The organism is Candidatus Poriferisodalis sp., assembly GCF_965237655.1.
Taxonomy (GTDB): Bacteria; Actinomycetota; Acidimicrobiia; order Acidimicrobiales; family Poriferisodalaceae; genus Poriferisodalis.
Window position 1 is genome coordinate 519,050 of the sequence record NZ_CBDEGB010000001.1, and the last position, 15,574, is coordinate 534,623.

Annotated in this window: 15 protein-coding genes and 1 tRNA gene; 11 read left to right on the forward strand and 5 right to left on the reverse strand. The window is 66.7% G+C overall.

Going from position 1 to position 15,574, the window contains the following annotated elements:
• Positions 1–82 precede the first annotated feature (82 nt).
• On the forward strand, positions 83–1,231 hold the full coding sequence (locus ACPXYO_RS02585; protein WP_423916406.1) for an ATP-binding protein: 1,149 nt from the start codon (positions 83–85) through the stop codon (positions 1,229–1,231).
• A 94-nt stretch (positions 1,232–1,325) separates the two neighbouring features.
• Here the strand turns inward: ACPXYO_RS02585 and ACPXYO_RS02590 are convergent, their stop codons facing one another.
• The gene (locus tag ACPXYO_RS02590; protein ID WP_423916407.1) at positions 1,326–2,519 is read right to left on the reverse strand and encodes an Mrp/NBP35 family ATP-binding protein; all 1,194 of its coding nucleotides are present in this window, start codon (positions 2,517–2,519) and stop codon (positions 1,326–1,328) included.
• A gap of 151 nt (positions 2,520–2,670) precedes the next feature.
• On the opposite strand from ACPXYO_RS02590, the gene erpA reads away from it, so the two are divergent.
• From erpA to ACPXYO_RS02620, 6 genes are all read left to right on the forward strand, one after another.
• Positions 2,671–3,033, forward strand: a complete 363-nt coding sequence (gene erpA / locus ACPXYO_RS02595) for an iron-sulfur cluster insertion protein ErpA (protein ID WP_420624374.1) — start codon at positions 2,671–2,673, stop codon at positions 3,031–3,033.
• A 65-nt stretch (positions 3,034–3,098) separates the two neighbouring features.
• Complete coding sequence (locus tag ACPXYO_RS02600; protein WP_423916409.1) at positions 3,099–4,667, forward strand: 2Fe-2S iron-sulfur cluster-binding protein; 1,569 nt, start codon at positions 3,099–3,101, stop codon at positions 4,665–4,667.
• A 72-nt stretch (positions 4,668–4,739) separates the two neighbouring features.
• A complete protein-coding gene (locus ACPXYO_RS02605) occupies positions 4,740–6,020 on the forward strand; it encodes an ATP-binding protein (RefSeq protein ID WP_423916411.1) in 1,281 nt (426 codons plus the stop codon).
• Positions 6,021–6,102: 82 nt separating this feature from the next.
• Positions 6,103–6,564: a pyridoxamine 5'-phosphate oxidase family protein gene (locus ACPXYO_RS02610; protein WP_423916413.1), complete on the forward strand. Its 462-nt coding sequence runs from the start codon at positions 6,103–6,105 to the stop codon at positions 6,562–6,564.
• A 29-nt stretch (positions 6,565–6,593) separates the two neighbouring features.
• Entirely contained in the window at positions 6,594–6,941 is a 348-nt protein-coding gene (locus ACPXYO_RS02615) for a RidA family protein (protein ID WP_419551485.1), read from the forward strand.
• A 39-nt stretch (positions 6,942–6,980) separates the two neighbouring features.
• Positions 6,981–7,136 carry a hypothetical protein gene (locus ACPXYO_RS02620; RefSeq protein ID WP_419551486.1) on the forward strand — a complete coding sequence of 52 codons (156 nt, stop codon included), beginning with the start codon at positions 6,981–6,983 and terminating at the stop codon, positions 7,134–7,136.
• Between the two features lie 4 nt (positions 7,137–7,140).
• Here the strand turns inward: ACPXYO_RS02620 and ACPXYO_RS02625 are convergent, their stop codons facing one another.
• A complete protein-coding gene (locus ACPXYO_RS02625) occupies positions 7,141–7,806 on the reverse strand; it encodes a winged helix-turn-helix domain-containing protein (RefSeq protein WP_423916416.1) in 666 nt (221 codons plus the stop codon).
• A 38-nt stretch (positions 7,807–7,844) separates the two neighbouring features.
• The gene (locus tag ACPXYO_RS02630) at positions 7,845–9,176 is read right to left on the reverse strand and encodes a glutamine synthetase family protein (protein WP_423916418.1); all 1,332 of its coding nucleotides are present in this window, start codon (positions 9,174–9,176) and stop codon (positions 7,845–7,847) included.
• A 307-nt stretch (positions 9,177–9,483) separates the two neighbouring features.
• On the opposite strand from ACPXYO_RS02630, the gene glnII reads away from it, so the two are divergent.
• On the forward strand, positions 9,484–10,497 hold the full coding sequence (gene glnII, locus ACPXYO_RS02635; protein WP_423916419.1) for a glutamine synthetase GlnII: 1,014 nt from the start codon (positions 9,484–9,486) through the stop codon (positions 10,495–10,497).
• Between the two features lie 9 nt (positions 10,498–10,506).
• Here the strand turns inward: glnII and ACPXYO_RS02640 are convergent, their stop codons facing one another.
• Positions 10,507–12,297 (reverse strand): NAD+ synthase, encoded by a 1,791-nt coding sequence (locus tag ACPXYO_RS02640; RefSeq protein WP_423916421.1) that lies wholly within the window; start codon positions 12,295–12,297, stop codon positions 10,507–10,509.
• Between the two features lie 144 nt (positions 12,298–12,441).
• On the opposite strand from ACPXYO_RS02640, the gene ACPXYO_RS02645 reads away from it, so the two are divergent.
• Together ACPXYO_RS02645 and ACPXYO_RS02650 are read left to right on the forward strand one after the other, a co-directional pair.
• Positions 12,442–13,482 (forward strand): sigma-70 family RNA polymerase sigma factor, encoded by a 1,041-nt coding sequence (locus tag ACPXYO_RS02645; RefSeq protein WP_423916422.1) that lies wholly within the window; start codon positions 12,442–12,444, stop codon positions 13,480–13,482.
• A 48-nt stretch (positions 13,483–13,530) separates the two neighbouring features.
• Positions 13,531–14,415 (forward strand): metallophosphoesterase family protein, encoded by an 885-nt coding sequence (locus ACPXYO_RS02650; protein ID WP_423916424.1) that lies wholly within the window; start codon positions 13,531–13,533, stop codon positions 14,413–14,415.
• 220 nt (positions 14,416–14,635) lie between these two features.
• On the opposite strand, the gene ACPXYO_RS02655 is transcribed toward ACPXYO_RS02650, so the two are convergent.
• Positions 14,636–14,731, reverse strand: a tRNA-Sec gene (locus tag ACPXYO_RS02655).
• A 151-nt stretch (positions 14,732–14,882) separates the two neighbouring features.
• Between ACPXYO_RS02655 and ACPXYO_RS02660 the strand changes: the two genes are divergently transcribed.
• Positions 14,883–15,515 (forward strand): hypothetical protein, encoded by a 633-nt coding sequence (locus ACPXYO_RS02660; protein ID WP_423916426.1) that lies wholly within the window; start codon positions 14,883–14,885, stop codon positions 15,513–15,515.
• Positions 15,516–15,574: the final 59 nt, after the last annotated feature.

Genomic DNA, 15,574 nt, shown 5'->3' on the forward strand with positions numbered 1-15,574 from the left:
TTGGGTCAGCGGTCCGCGCGTCGTGTCCAGAAGCACAGAAAATATACGGTGCAGATAGCATTTTTCGGCAATATTTGATGGGGTGCTATACGAACGGCTGACGCGTGTTCCCGATCGGAGCTTCTTCTTGCTCGGTGTGCGAGGGGTCGGCAAGAGCACATGGGTGCGTTCGGCGTTGCCGTCTGCGGTGCGATTCGATCTCCTTGACGAAGCCTTGTTCACCGATCTGCTCGCCGACCCGGCGCTGTTCGGCCGCATGGTCTCAGCGGTCGGGACACGCGAGTGGGTCGTCGTCGACGAGGTTCAGCGGCTCCCGAGCCTGCTGAACGAGGTACATCGCCAGATCGCCGATCGGGATTTGCGGTTTGCGCTTCTGGGCTCGAGTGCACGCAAGCTCAAGTCCGCGGGCACAGACCTGTTGGCGGGCCGTGCGTCGCGCATGGCCATGCATCCGCTCACTGCCGCGGAACTGGGCAGCGACTTCGACCTCGACGAGGCGTTGCGCTACGGCACTATTCCGCTGGTGTGGGCGGCCCGAGACCGCGGCGAAGTGCTCGTGAGCTACACCCAGATGTACCTGCGCGAAGAGATCCGCGCCGAAGCCGCCGTGCGCAACCTCGCCGGGTTCGTCAGATTCCTCCCAGTTGCAGCACTGATGCACGCGCGGCAACTCAACGCCGCAGCCATCGCACGCGACGCCGGCGTTGCGCGTGCGACCGTCGAGGGCTACCTCGAGATTCTCGAAGACACCCTGCTGGCTGTCCGGCTTCCCGCTCTGGAGGCAAAGCTGAGAGTCCGCGAGCGACGCCGCCCGAAGCTGTACCGGGTGGACCCGGGCTTGGTGCGTGCGGTCAAGCGGCAGTTCGGCCCGGTCGTCCCCGAGGAACGCGGAGCCCTGCTGGAAGGCTGGGTGCTCGGCCAGTTGCGCGCCCACAACGAGCAGCAGCGCCTCTATGACGACATCACCTACTGGGCAGCGACCGAGTCCACCATCGAGGTCGACTTCGTGCTGCGCCGCGACCACCGGCACGCAGCGATCGAGGTCACGGCAGCGGAGCGATACATCTCCGCCTTCGTCAAAGGACTTCAAGCAGCAGCCGACCTGCCGGGCCTCGCACGACGCATCGTGATCTACCGAGGCCGCCGCGCCTTCCGCACTGAGGACGGTATCGACGTCTGGCCGCTCGAAACCTTCCACCAGGCCCTGCGCGACGGAGAACTGTGGAGCTGAGCCCCAGTCAACCGATCCGTTTGGGCCAGGCTCGCTGGAAGAAGAAAACCCTCAGCTAGACGATGAGTTCCCAGGGGTGGGGTCTGTCCATGCCCTAGCTGCGGCGGGAGCTGAGCGTGACGGAGATCGGGCCTTCCAGACGAGCAGTGCAGGTACCCATGTCCACGGGCGGGCAAACCTCGCTGACCAACCGCTCAGTGATCTGCTCGAACACCTCGGCGGCAGGCCCGCCAGCACCATTGCCAGTCACAGGCTCACCAGCGTCGCCGCCAGCGGACACCGCCGGCTCCAGCGGGATCGAGCCCAGCAGCGGCACGCCAAGATCGGCAGCCAACCGCTCGCCGCCGCCTTCGCCGAAGAACGACCAACGCTGCCCGTCAGGTGCGACGAACGCACTCATGTTCTCCACCACGCCGACGATCGGCATGTGGCTGCGACGAGCCATGTCGGCCACACGCACCGCCACCTTCTGCGCGCTGAGCGCGGGGGTGGTCACCACCAGCATCTCGGCCTGAGGCAGCAGGCGCGCCAGCGCCATCTGCACATCGCCGGTGCCGGGCGGCATGTCGATGAGCAGGTAGTCCACCTCGCCCCAGTCCACGTCGTGCAGGAATTGCTCGACGGCCTTGGCGAGCATGAGACCCCGCCACATCAGCGCGGTCTCCTCGGTCTCCACCAATAGCCCGGTCGACACGACCTTCAGCAGGCCATTGCCGGCAGGCCGCTCGTCAGGCAGAATCTTGCCCCGCTCTTCGCCCTCAGCGGGCGGGCGGGCGCTGAGGCGGCCCTCCATGCCCAGCATCCGAGGAACGCTGAAGCCCCAGATGTCGGCGTCCATCACCCCGACGACGAAGCCGCGTGAAGCCAACGCCGTCGCCAGGTTCACCGTTACCGACGACTTGCCCACGCCACCCTTGCCCGACGCGACCGCCAGCACCCGGGCGCTGGCGGGCACCTGGCTCGGTGTGGCGCTGTCGCGGGCGGTGCGCCGGGCACGCTCCATCACCCGCGCCTTCTCGGCGGCGTTCAGCTCGTCCCAGTGCAGCCGTACGTTGGTGATGCCGGGCAGCCCAACGACCCGCGTCTCGCAGTCCCGCTTGATCGTGGCGCGCAACGGGCAGCCGGCGGTGGTCAGTGCCACGGTGACATGCCCGGTGCTGCCCTCGCGATAGGCGTTGCGCACCATGCCCAGGTCGACGATGTTGTCGCCCAGTTCGGGGTCCATGACACCGCGAAGGATGGCGATCATCGCCTCGTCATTCACGGGAGCATCGGTGGAGGTGCTCACGCCGAGGCAGGGTAACGCCGCTGCGGGTGGCCCCACAGGCCGGCGCCTGCTGCGGCGGGTATGGCTCCTTCGGCCTGCTGCACGCAGTTTCAAGCCACACCTGTGCAACTGGCTCCGATGGCACTAGCATCGGCCTCAGAACATTTGCCCAATTCGGGCTGATTCGGGAGTCACTGTTGTGATCACGCTGACCGATACCGCCGCTGAAAAGGTCCACGAACTCATTACTCAGGAGCTGACTGAGTCGGGAGGCGAGACGGTGCTGGCGCTGCGTGTGGCAGTGCGGCCGGGCGGCTGCTCGGGCTTCAGCTACGAAATGTTCTTCGATTCCGAGACGGCCTCCGACGACATGTCGAAGTCGTACGGCGACATCAAGGTGGTGTCCGATCCGATGAGCGCGCAGCTGCTCGAAGGCGCCACGCTCGACTTCACCGACGGCCTGATGGGATCGGGTTTCGCCATCGACAATCCCAATGCGCAGCGCACCTGCGGCTGCGGCAGCTCGTTCAGCTGAGCCCGTCTGACATCGAGCCTGGCCCGACCGACGGCCGGGCGAGCACAGGCTCACTCCTGCAGTTCGTGGTCGACGGCGTAGCCGTCGAAGTTCCCGACGACGGCGACACGCTGCTCGGCGTGCTGCGCGACCGTCTCGGCATTGAGGCGGTCCTCGACGGTTGCAGCCCTCAGGGGCAGTGCGGCTGCTGCACGGTGCTGGTCGACGACGCGCCCCGCGTGGCCTGCGTCACACCGGCTCGCAGAGTGGCCGGACGCCACGTCACCACAGCTGCTGGGCTGAACTCCACCGAGCGACAGCGCTGGTCGGAGGCATTTCTTGCATGCGGTGCCACCCAATGCGGCTTCTGCACGCCAGGCATTGTGTGTCGCTTCGTGGGCCACGAACGGCGCGGCGCCGATCTGTCGGACCGCACGACGGTCGACAAAGCGCTGGCGGCGCACCTGTGCCGCTGCACGGGCTGGCAGACCATCCGCGAAGCCGCCAACCATGCCGCGTCGCCACCCGCAGACGTCCCCGAACGTGACCCAGAGGCCGCCGCCCGTCGCGCCAGCATCGAGACCGGCGGCCCGCAGCAATCGGTGCCGGTCAGTGTGCTGGGCGGGCTCGACTTCGGCGCCGACGGAGCACCCCCAGGCACGCTCACTGCGGTTGCCGGACCAGACGGCAACTGGTTTGCGGCAGAGACCCTGACGCAGGCGCGCCGCCAGGCCGCCAAAGTGCAGGGTCGCCGCAGCACGCTCGAACCTGCCCCGCCCATCGAGATCCCCGACCCGCCGGCTGGCCAAGCATGGGACGTCCGCCTGGCAACCTGCTGGACCGAGCCCGGCTACCTCGAAACCGACGCTGCATGGTGCGTGCCCGGCGGCGAACCATCCGATCCGCTGGCAAACGGCGGTGCATTCGGAGGCAAGACATCGTCGCCGGTCCAAGACGAGGCACGGCAGCTCGCAGCCCAACTCGGCCAGCCAGTCTGCGCGCTGTGGTCACGAGAAGACGCAGTACGCCGAGGCCCCAAGCGCCCCCCGCTAGCTGCAGGCCTCAGAGCCGACGGAACCGGAATCATCCGAATAGCAAGAACACCCGGCGCCGCCGACATCCTCCGAGCCGTCCTGCCAGCAGCAACGATCGAAGAAGTAGAAGTGCCGGGCCCCCCAACCTCGCTCGCACTACGCGCCGCAGTCTGGGCCGAAGCAAACATGCTGGCCACAGCGCTAGAGCGGCTGCAATCCGGCGAACCACTCCACACGAGCGGCACCGCCACGGTCAAGATCACGTCTCCCGCAGGAGCCACAGCCCAGGCAACGGTCGGTCCAACCGGAATCGAAGTGCACATCGAAGCTGGAGACCCCCTCGACAACGTGACCCTGCGCAGCTACGCAATCGGCGCCACCCACATGGCCTGGAGCTGGGTCACCTCCGAGTCCCTGTCAGTAGACGCCAAAGGCGAAGTCCAAGACCTCACCATCCGCAGCTTCGAAATAGCCCGCTCCGCCGACACCCCCAACATCGAAGTCACGATCAAACCCTCCAACCAGCCCCCCGTCCCAGCGGGCGCAGCAGTATTCGCAGCAGTAGCAGCAGCCACCTGGCTCAGCGCAGGAGCCCCACCCCGGACGCAAAGAGCACCTTGACCGCGTCGAATCTGTAGTTCACAGTGCGTCGAAAATGTAGTTCACAGTGCGTCGAATCTGTAGTGTTGAGCTATGTCACCCGACGGCTACATCCCTCGAATTGTCGACCAAGAACTGGACGAGCTCATCGAAGGTCTGCCGGCGATCGCCATTGAGGGGCCCCGCGGTGTCGGCAAGACCGAGACTGCATTGCGGCGGGCCAAGACCGTTCACCGGCTCGACGACGCCGACCAGTACGCCTTGATCCGAGCTCAACGCCAGAGATTGATCGAGGGCGAACCGCCAATTCTGATTGACGAGTGGCAGCGAATGCCCGAGTCGTGGGACGTGGTGCGGCGAGCAGTGGACGCAGACGGCACTGCGGGCAGATTCCTGCTGACCGGTTCAGCAACGCCAACCCGCAAGCCGACGCACTCGGGGGCAGGTCGAATCGTGACCGTTCGAATGCGACCGATGTCCTTGGCGGAACGAATGCCCGTGGTGCCCACGGTCAGTCTCGGTTCATTGCTGAGTGGCACCCGGCCCGACTTGACGGGCGAGACCGATGCGACCATCGTCGATTACGCCGAGGAGATCATGCGGTCTGGCTTTCCGGGAATCCGGCGCCTCTCGAGTCGTCTTCGGCGGTCTGCCCTCGACGGATACCTGGACCGGATCGCAGAGCACGACTTCGATGACCTCGACCGTCGTGTACGTGATCCCCACACGTTGCGTCGCTGGCTGATGGCCTACGCAGCAGCAACCTCAACGACAGCATCGTTCGAAACCGTGCGTGACGCAGCGGCGACGTCCCAAGGCCACAAACCAGCGAGATCCACCACTCTCCCGTACCGGACGGCTCTGGAACAGCTGTGGCTGCTCGACGAGGTTTCGGCTTGGCACCCCACCCGGAACCCGTTGCGCCGTCTAGCTGGGTCACCCACCCATCACCTTGCCGATCCTGCGTTGGCTGCTCGGCTGCTCGGCTGCGACGCCGATGAACTTCTCGCCGGCACCACTGGCGGTCCGGCAATTGCTCGCAATGGACCATTGCTCGGTGCTCTCTTCGAGTCACTCGTCACGCTGTCGGTGAAGGTCTATGCGCAACAGAACGAAGCACGGGTTCATCACCTGCGCACCCATGGCGGCGAGCGTGAAGTTGATCTGATCGTCGAGCGTGGGTACGGCACAGTGGTGGCGCTCGAAGTCAAGCTCACTTCCTCAGTCGAGGAACGTGATCTGCGTCACCTTCGTTGGTTGAGCGAACGTCTCGGGCCCGACCTGCTTGACGCCGCGGTCATCACCACCGGATCCCACGCGTACCGTCGCCGCGATGGCATAGCTGTTGTTCCGGCGGCACTCCTGGGGGCGTAACGCATTGCCACCTGGCTCAGCGCAGGAGCCCCGCCCCACCTCCCCACCGGACGCGACAGCGCCGCGCTAGCGTCACCCGGCGATGGCTGAATCAGCAATTGACAAGCTCCGCCGCCTCAGCGCAGCCGAGGACGGACTCTGCAGCTTCGTCTGTCTCGACGCGAGCGGTAACCCGCACGTGTCCATTATCAACGCCGGGGTCATGGACAACCCAGTGACCGGCGAGACCAGCGTCGCCTGCGTGGTGGCGGGCAAGGCTCGCAAGGCTCGATTGCTGCGCGAAGACCCCCGGGCAGCGGTCGCGTTCCGCCACCGCTGGGATTGGGTGGCTGTCCACGGCAACGCGCAGCTGATCGGCTTGGACGATCCCGCCGACGGCGTCACCGACGCCGACATTCCCGAGCTGCTGCGGGAGGTGTTCCGCTCAGCCGGCGGCAACCACGAGGACTGGGACGAGTACGACCGGGTGATGGCCCGCCAGCGTCGCCTGGCGGTCTTCATCACGCTCGATCACATCACGTCCAACGCCGGCAGCATCTCCTGAGCTGATCACCGCAGAACGAAGGCATACCGATGGCTGCACCTATCGCTCACTATTCGAAGTGGTACCGAGCCGGCGACTTCGTGTTCGTCTCAGGCCAGATCGGCCTGCAGGACGGCGCGCTCGTCGATGGCGTCGAGGCCCAGGCCCGCGCCGTTCTTGCAAACGTCGAAGAAGCCCTCGCCGAGGCCGGAGGCACGCTCAACGATGTCGTCAAATGCCTGGTTTTCATGACCGACATCGGCAACTTCTCGCTGGTCAACTCGATCTACGCCGAGGCTTTCGGCGAGCATCGCCCGGCCCGCAGCGCCATCGGCGTGGCAGCGCTGCCGCTCGGTGCCGAAGTCGAGATCGAAGCCATCGCGCACCTGCCCGAATAGCCCCCTGCCCCGGCCCGCCCACCTACTACGCTGCGGCCCATGTTCGGCGGCATCCTCATCGTGATCGTGCTTCTGCTGAGCCCGTTCATCATCACGATCTCACTGGCCGCCGTAGCTGCCCTGTTGGGCAAGCTCCTCGGAGACGACGCTGAAGCCCGCCACGAAGGCAGCTCCCTCGTCGAAACAAACTTCTAGCCAGCTAGCGCCAGCGGTAAGTACCGAGCCGGTAGCCGACCGATCGCACGGTCTGGATCAGGTTGGCGTTCTCCTCGCCCAGCTTGGCTCGCAGCCGCCGCACATGAACATCCACCGTGCGGGCACCGCCGTAGTACTCGTATCCCCACACTTGGTTCAGCAGCGCTTCACGCGTGAACACCCGCCCCGGCTGAGAAGCCAGGAAGCGCAGCAACTCGTACTCCATGTAGGTGAGGTCGAGCGGACGCTCGTCCACCACCGCTTCGTAGGTGTCGAGATTGATGCGCAGCGACCCGTAGGTGATGATCTCGGTCGAGGGGCCACTCGATGCGGCTGCCAAGTGCGCCAGGCGAGCCTCCAGCTCGCGCGGGTGGAACGGGTCCAGGCAGAAGTCGTCAAACAGCTCGTCGCGCATTGTCAATTCGTCAAGCGCGTTTCCGCGCACCAGCACCAGCACTCCCAGCGTGGCCGACGCGTTCTCACGCAGAGCCCGCGCCACCGCCCAGGCAGCATCGGTGCCACCCCCGCCGTCCACGATTCCGCTGTCGAGCCGGATGATCGCTCCGGTCCAACCATCCGACGGCGCGGCCGCCGTCACGTCGGCCGCACTGGCCACCGGCTTCCAGGCGTAGCCGCCCAGATCCAGGAACTGCGCTAGCTCGGCGCTCACGGAGGCGGGGTGGACGGCGTACATGGTCACTCAACAGTTCACACAGCGGCGAAGTAGTTGTCCAATTCGAATTGGGTCACCTGGGTCTGGTACGCCGACCATTCTCGCCGTTTGTTGCGCAAGAACCAGCGAAACAGGTGCTGGCCCAGCGTTTCGGCCACGAGCGTGCTGCCTTCCATCTCGTCGAGCGCCTCGTCCAGCGAGGCCGGCAGGTTGTGCCCGTAGGCCGGTCCGCCGTGGTCGCTGTAGCCGGTGATCGACGGGGGCGTCTCGGGCGGCAGTTCGTACCCCTCTTCAATGCCCTTCAGCCCCGCGGCCAAGATGACGGCGAACGCCAGGTACGGGTTGCACGCGGGGTCCGGCGCCCGGTATTCGACCCGCGTCGCCTCCTCCGCCTCGTTGCGTGTCGGCGGCACCCGGATGAGCGCCGCCCGGTTGCTGCGGGCCCACGAGATCCCCACCGGCGCCTCGTACCCCGCAATCAGCCGCTTGTAGCTGTTGACGAGCTGGTTCGTGACGGCGGTGATCTCGCGTGCGTGGGCCAGCAACCCCGCCACGAAGCCCCGCGCCACGTCGGACAGCCCGTCCGCACTGCTGGGGTCGCTGAAGGCGTTGCGCCCCTCGGAGAACAGCGACAGGTGGGTGTGCATCCCCGAGCCCTGCACCCCAGCCAGCGGCTTGGGCATGAACGTGGCATGCACGCCGTGCTCGAAAGCGATCTCGCGCACCAGCAGCCGGAATGTCATCACGCTGTCGGACATGGTGAGCGCATCGGCGTAGCGGAGGTCGATCTCGTGCTGGGACGGCGCGTCCTCGTGGAACGAGTACTCGACGGGTATGCCCATCGCCTCGAGCGCACTCAGCGTGCGATGCCTGATGTCCGACGCGATGTCGGCGGTGGTCAGGTCGAAGTAGCTGCCCCCGTCCAGAGGCACGGGGCGCCCGTCGGCTCGTTCGGGCTCGAACAGGAAGTACTCCATCTCGGGTGCGACATAGAACGTGTAACCGGCGGCGCGCGCCCGGTCCATGACCCGTCGCAGCACGCCGCGCGGGTCGCCGCTGAACGGCGTGCCGTCGGCAGCGGTGATGTCGCAGAACATGCGGGCCGAGACATCGTCGCTGGTCCGCGACGGCATGAGCTCGAACGTCTCCGGATCGGGCTGGGCCACCATGTCGGCCTCAGCGATCCTGCTGAAGCCTTCGATGGATGACCCGTCGAACACCATGCCCTGCTCGAAGGCCGTTTCCAGCTCTGCGGGCGAGATGGCGAATGACTTCAGCTGCCCGGCCACGTCGGTGAACCAAAGACGGATCAGTCGCACGCCCCGTTCGGTGACGCGGCGCAGCACGTAGTCCTGCGGTCGTTCCATGGCGGCCTTCCCCTTCCGGTTCGGCTCAGTGGGTCGCAAAGTCCTCGGTGGAGGACCGGCAGGGTCCCAGTGGCTGAGCCCCCATTGTCGGCGGTGATATGAGGCCAAAACCAGGCACCAGAGCCAGCTTCACGCGTTGTTCACAATTGAGCAATGGCCCGGAAACCCTGGCTCGTTTGTATCGTGCGCACGGATATTGGTGTCAGCCGCCGACCGAGCCAGCTGCGCGCAGGCTCACCGGCCACACCCGATCCACCCTGGTTCACATCCGATTCAGTTCACATCCGATTCAGCGAAGGAGCATGCTGTGACCTACCGGGCTGAGTACATCTGGACCGACGGCACCGAGCCCACGGTCGAAGTGCGTTCCAAGACGAAGGTCCTTGCCGACGGCGAAGAGCCGGGCATCTGGGGATTTGACGGTTCCAGTACGAACCAGGCTGAAGGAAGCGACTCCGACGTCGTGCTGCAGCCCGTCTACACCTGTCCCGATCCGCTGCGCGGCGGCAACGACATCATGGTGATGTGCGAGACCCTCCTGCCCGAGACGTTGGAGCCGCACCCCACCAACATGCGGGCCAAGCTGCGGGCAATCCTCGACAAGTACGGCGATCAGGACTTCTGGTTCGGGCTCGAGCAGGAATACACCATGCTCGATCCGGTCACGAAGTGGCCCTCGGGCTTCCCGCCCAACGGCTTCCCCGGTCCCCAGGGGCCCTACTACTGCGGTGTCGGTGCGCTGCGCATCCACGGCCGCGATGTGGTCGAGCAGCACACCACTTGGTGCATGGACGCGGGCCTGGCCATCTCGGGCACCAACGCCGAGGTCATGCCCGGGCAGTGGGAGTTCCAGATCGGCCCGGTCGACGCCCTCACCGTGGGCGATGAGATCTGGCTGGCCCGCTACCTGCTGTACCGCGCCGGTGAGGAGCACCAGATCGAGATCAGCCTCGCCGCCAAGCCCATGCAGGGTGACTGGAACGGCGCCGGCATGCACACCAACGTGTCCACCAAGGCCATGCGCGAGAACTACGAGGCAGTGGTGAAAGCGGCCGAGTCGCTGGGCGCCCCCGGCAAGCCCGCGGAGCACATCGTCGGCTACGGCCACGGCATCGAGCTGCGCCTGACCGGCGAGCATGAGACCGAGCGCTACGACACGTTCAGCTACGGCGTGTCCGACCGTGGCGCCTCGGTGCGCATCCCCTGGCAGGTCCATCAGGAAGGCAAGGGCTACATCGAGGATCGTCGGCCAAACGCCAACGCCGATCCCTACGTGGTGACTGCGCTGCTGAGCCAGACCATCGGCGAAGTCCTCGCCTGACCTGACGCCCTAGCGGTAGAAGTTCGTGATCGGCATGCGCCGATCCTTGCCGAAGCTCTTCGCTGTGATGCGAGGACCGGGCGGCGACTGACGGCGCTTGTACTCGGCGATGTCGACGAGCCGCGTCACGCGGTGCACGAGCTCGGCGTCGGCACTGAGCTCTTCGGCAACGTCAATCAACTCGGCCGCGCTGAGGTCGCCTTCCACATAGGCCTCCACCAGGGGGTCCAGCAGTTCGTAGGGCGGCAGGCTCTGGTCATCGCGCTGGTCGGGCCGCAGCTCCGCTGACGGCGGCTTGGTCACGCAGGCCTGCGGGATGCGTTCGCCGTCGCCCTGGCGGTTGCGCCACCCGCACAGCTCGTACACCACCAGCTTGGGCACGTCGGAGATGACGGCGTACGCGCCGGCGGTGTCCCCGTACAGCGTCGTGTAGCCGACGGACGTCTCGGTCTTGTTGCCGGTGGTCAGCACGAGCCAGCCGAACCGATTCGACAGCGCCATGAGCAGGACGCCGCGGATGCGGCTCTGAAGGTTCTGATCGGTGAGGTCTGCGGCTGCCCGGTCGGCGGTTGAGCCGACGTCAGCAGCTCGGTCGGCAGCCGAACTGTTGTCGCCGGGGTTGGCGCCCTCGAGCATTCCGGCCAGGGCTGCGTGCGCGGGCTCGATCGGCACGGTTCTGAAGTCGATGCCCAGGTTGGCGGCGAGCTGGGCGGCGTCCGTGCGAGATCCTGCGCTCGAATAGCGCGACGGCATGGAGACGCCGTGGACGTGTTCGGGGCCGAGTGCGTCGGTGGCGATGGCTGCGACAGCGCTCGAGTCGATGCCGCCGGACAGTCCGACGGCCACGTCGGTGAAGCCGTTCTTGCGGACGTAATCGCGGGTCGCAACCACCAGCGCCAGCCACACCTCCTCCAGCGGGTCGAGCGGCGGCGTCAGCACGCTTTGTGCCGCACCTTCGCCGGTCGATGGGGAACGCTGGGCGTCTCCGATGTCCAGATCGCAGACGGCGACCTGATCGGCGAAGGCAGGAAGCCGGCACACGACGCTGCCGTCCGCGCCGGTCACGAACGAGCTGCCGTCGAAGACCAGCTCGTCCTGCCCGCCCACCTGGTTGACATAGACGACCGGAACGCCAAGCGCCGAGGCACGGGTCCGAGCGACTGCCTCCCGGTCGGTTTGCTTGCCGCGCCGGTACGGCGACCCGTTCAGGTTCACCAACAGCTGCGCGCCCATGGCAACTTGCGCGACCGCCGGACTGGTGTCGGCCTCGCCCCCGATGATCGAGGGCAGCCCACCGTCGTCGGCGGCGGCGTCAGCAGTCCGCGGCGGCCCCCAAAGGTCTTCGCACACCGACACGCCGACGCGGACATCGCCGATCTCCAGCAATGGTCCCGCCTCGGTGCCGGGCACGAAGTAGCGCTGCTCGTCGAACACCGAGTAGTTGGGCAGCAGATGCTTGCGAAACACGCCGCGCACCTCGCCGTCCCAGCACATCGCTGCGGAGTTCCACAACCGCACCGGCCCGGCCCGCCCGCTGTCCTCAGGGAAGCCCACCACCGCAGGCACCTTCCCGGTGCCCCCAGCGATCCGCTCCAGCGCCCGTGCAGCGCCCTCCACGAATGCCGGCTTGAGCAACAGGTCCTCGGGCGGGTACCCAGTCACCGTCAGCTCGCTGAACACCACCAGCTGCGCGCCCAGCTCCACAGCCTCCTCGTAGGCCGCCAGAACCATCTCGGCGTTCCCGTCAAGGTCCCCCAGCCGAAGGTTCAACTGCGCCAACCCCAAACGCACCCGAGCCATAGGCCAAACCCTACGCCCACCCCCCAACCCCACCACCGGGGCGAAGACACCATTTGGGCGCACGGAACCGAACCACCGCGCACTGCGTCAAAGAACAGCAACGAAGGATCAATCGAGTGAATGTTGCGCGCGGAGGTAACGGCGATGGACGTGGGTACGATGCGCCGTCACCGGGGGGACGCTGTGGCGGCTACCGGCTTGGTAGTAGCGGGGGACGACCAGCGAGGTGGCGTAGTGGCCAAAGAGAGGGTCGAACGTGACGAGGAAGATCTCGTCCGCCTGTACCTGACCGATATCGGCCAGTACCCCCTGCTGAACAAGGACGACGAGGTCCGGCTCGCCCAGCAGATCGAAAAGGGCATAGCTGCCAAGGACTCCCTCGAGTCCGACAGCGCCTTGGTCAATTCGAAGCTGTCGAGCGCCCAGCGCCGCCGCCTCGTGCGCACCCAGCGCGAAGGCGTACGAGCCGAGCGCACGTTCGTGCAGTCGAATCTGCGGCTGGTGGTGTCGATCGCGAAGAAGTACCAGGCGTCGGGGCTGCCGCTGCTCGATCTCATCCAGGAAGGCAACTTGGGCCTGATGCACGCAGTCGAGAAGTTCGACTGGCGCAAGGGCTTCAAGTTCTCGACCTACGCGACGTGGTGGATCCGCCAGGCGATCACCCGTGGCATTGCCAACACCGGCCGCACCATCCGGCTGCCGGTGCACGCAGGCGACACGCTGGCGCGCCTGCAGAAGGCCCGTTCCCGCCTCGAGCTGAAGTACGGCCGTCCCGCCACGCTCGGCGAGCTGGCGATCGAAGTCGACATGCCCGAGCAGAAGGTCACTGAGGCGCTGCGGTTTGCTGCCGAGCCGCTGTCGCTGTCGGAGCCGCTGCGCGAGGACAGCGACGCGGAGCTCGGCGATGTCGTCGAGGACCGCGCGGCCGAGTCGCCGTTCGAGGTGGCGGCCACCACGCTGCTGCCCAGCGAGATCGTGCGACTGCTGTCGCCGCTGGACGAGCGCGAACGCGAGATCCTCAAGCTGCGCTACGGCCTCGACCGGGGCGAGCCCCGCACGCTCGAGGAGGTGGGCGAGCATTTCCAGCTGACCCGCGAGCGCATCCGCCAGATCGAGGCGCGGGCGATGTCGAAGCTCCGCCATCCCAGCACCGATACGGGCGCTCGCGACCTGCTGTCGGTGTAGGCAGCGCAGCTTCCGCACCGGAAGCGTCGGCACCGGACGCCGCTGTCGATGGCAAGCGCCGAAGCAGTCCCTGAATTCGACAACCTGTCAGCATTCGACAACCTGTCAGCGGCACCCGTGCATCAGGTGCTGCTCTGCGGGGACATCCACAGCAATGCCGAGGTCGCGGCTCGGGTGTCGGCCGCAGCGCTCGACGAGGGCTGCGCGGTTGTGCTGCAGGTCGGCGACCTGGGGTGGCGCCCGGGCGACGAACGCAGTGCCGAGATGTGCGAGGCGGTGGCCGGCGGTGGCGTGCCATGGGTCTTCATTGACGGGAATCATGAGCACCTCGGGGACTTGGCGTCGCGGGCGGCACCGCACCGCAGCCAGCGCTCACCAGGCGGCTTCGATCCCGATCCCGACGGGCTGTGGGGGCCGACGGAACCGATCCTGATTGCTCCCATGCTGTGGTGGGCTGCTCGAGGCTCACGCTGGACGTGGCGCGGCACGAGATTCGGCGCGTTGGGCGGTGCGTGGTCGCCCGGCTGGCACTATCGCCAGCGGGGCTGGCGTTGGTTCCCGAGAGAGACGATCAGCCGGCGAGACCTCGACGCGTTGAGCGACGAGCCGCTGGACGTGCTGGTGTGCCACGACGTTCCCGCCCGCGAACTCGTCGGGGAGGGATCGGGGTTCGCACGCCGAGGCGATACCCAGATCGGCGAGGCGAACAGCGCCCAGGTACGCACGGCAGCTCGGCGCACCGGGGCCCGGCTGGTCGTGCACGGCCACTGGCACATCGGTCACTTGTCGTTGCTCGACACGGGGCGGACGGAGCTGACCGACGTGGTGGGCCTGGCAGCGAACGGCGAGCCGGGCAGCCTGGCCGTGCTCGATCCAGTGACGCTGCAAATGCGATCAGCAGGTCTTGGCGGCGCGGGAAGCCGGCAGCGCTAGCTCACGGCGACGGTCTGGTTCTTGCGGCACGCGCCCCCAAGGGCGCGGCGGTTGGCTCAGGCCTCGCTGAGGCGCCGAACCACGATGACAATCAGGGCGCCGACGATCACGGCGAGCAACAGCTTCTTCATGGTGCATCGTCCTCTGTGACGGGTGGGCCGAAGTCATCGGCTCAGCGAATGCTACGCACACATTTTCCGAACACGGCGCGCGGCTCGATTGGCGGAGGTGGACGGGAATCGAACCCGCCGGACGGGGATCGCCCGTCCCGCCCGCTTTGAAGGCGGGGGAGCCCACCAGGCGCTCAGACACCTCCGTCGGTCATCTTTGCCCACCTTCGCGCCCCGCGCCAGCGGCCAAGCCCACTCGTGCTCGTCGGAAAATCAATTGATCGCGCCCCTGGGTATCGGCCAAGGTCATATCTCATTATGAATTTCATGTGTTTTCTCTGATTTTCAGGAGCATCAATGATCTATGCCTATGTGGGTGCGAAGGGCGGTGTCGGCAATACCGTGACGGCCCTGCTTGCTGCGAGCAGTGCCAAGCGCGCCGGTCGCGATGTCGTGCTGGTCGATCTCACCGGCGACTTCGGTGTAGTGCTGGGCACAGCGCCCGATCTGCCGGGAATCGCCGAGTGGACCGCGGCAGACGAACTGTCATTGGGCGCGGCGTCGGCGCTGGCGGTCGATGTCGCGCCCGGGGTCAGCTTGTTACCGCGCGGCAGCGGCGATATCGACGACGCCCGGCTCGGAACCCTGTGGTCGCTGCTCGCCGCCAAGCCACGGGTCAACATCATCGACGCGGGTCGCGGCCGGGCGGCGCTCGACCGGGTGGAGGGGCCGCGAGTGCGGCGGCTGCTCACGATGACCTGCTGCTACCAGGCGCTGCACCGAGCACGCGACGTCGTGGCCGAGGTTGACGACGTGATCGTGCTGACCGACACGCAGCGTGCGCTGGGCCTCGCCGACATCGAAGCCGCATTGGGACGTCATGCCGATGCCGTCGTGGCGGTCGACCGCTCGATCTCGCGCTGGGCCGATGCGGGACTGCTGCTCGACCGTTGCGCGAAGTCGGCGCGGTCCCTGGATGCGTTCTTGTGAATCGCATGGCGCGGGCTGTCGGGCGGCATCCGGCAAGCAGGGCGCCGTCGAGCAGAGCC

Excerpts from the sequence above, each read along its gene's own strand:
- ACPXYO_RS02605 (WP_423916411.1), top strand. The coding sequence starts at position 4,740 with ATGTCACCCGACGGCTACATCCCTCGAATTGTCGACCAAGAACTGGAC.
- ACPXYO_RS02610 (WP_423916413.1), top strand. The coding sequence starts at position 6,103 with ATGGCTGAATCAGCAATTGACAAGCTCCGCCGCCTCAGCGCAGCCGAG.
- ACPXYO_RS02615 (WP_419551485.1), top strand. The coding sequence starts at position 6,594 with ATGGCTGCACCTATCGCTCACTATTCGAAGTGGTACCGAGCCGGCGAC.
- ACPXYO_RS02620 (WP_419551486.1), top strand. The coding sequence starts at position 6,981 with ATGTTCGGCGGCATCCTCATCGTGATCGTGCTTCTGCTGAGCCCGTTC.
- ACPXYO_RS02630 (WP_423916418.1), bottom strand. The coding sequence starts at position 9,176 with ATGGAACGACCGCAGGACTACGTGCTGCGCCGCGTCACCGAACGGGGC.
- ACPXYO_RS02640 (WP_423916421.1), bottom strand. The coding sequence starts at position 12,297 with ATGGCTCGGGTGCGTTTGGGGTTGGCGCAGTTGAACCTTCGGCTGGGG.
- ACPXYO_RS02645 (WP_423916422.1), top strand. The coding sequence starts at position 12,442 with ATGGACGTGGGTACGATGCGCCGTCACCGGGGGGACGCTGTGGCGGCT.
- ACPXYO_RS02650 (WP_423916424.1), top strand. The coding sequence starts at position 13,531 with ATGGCAAGCGCCGAAGCAGTCCCTGAATTCGACAACCTGTCAGCATTC.
- ACPXYO_RS02660 (WP_423916426.1), top strand. The coding sequence starts at position 14,883 with ATGATCTATGCCTATGTGGGTGCGAAGGGCGGTGTCGGCAATACCGTG.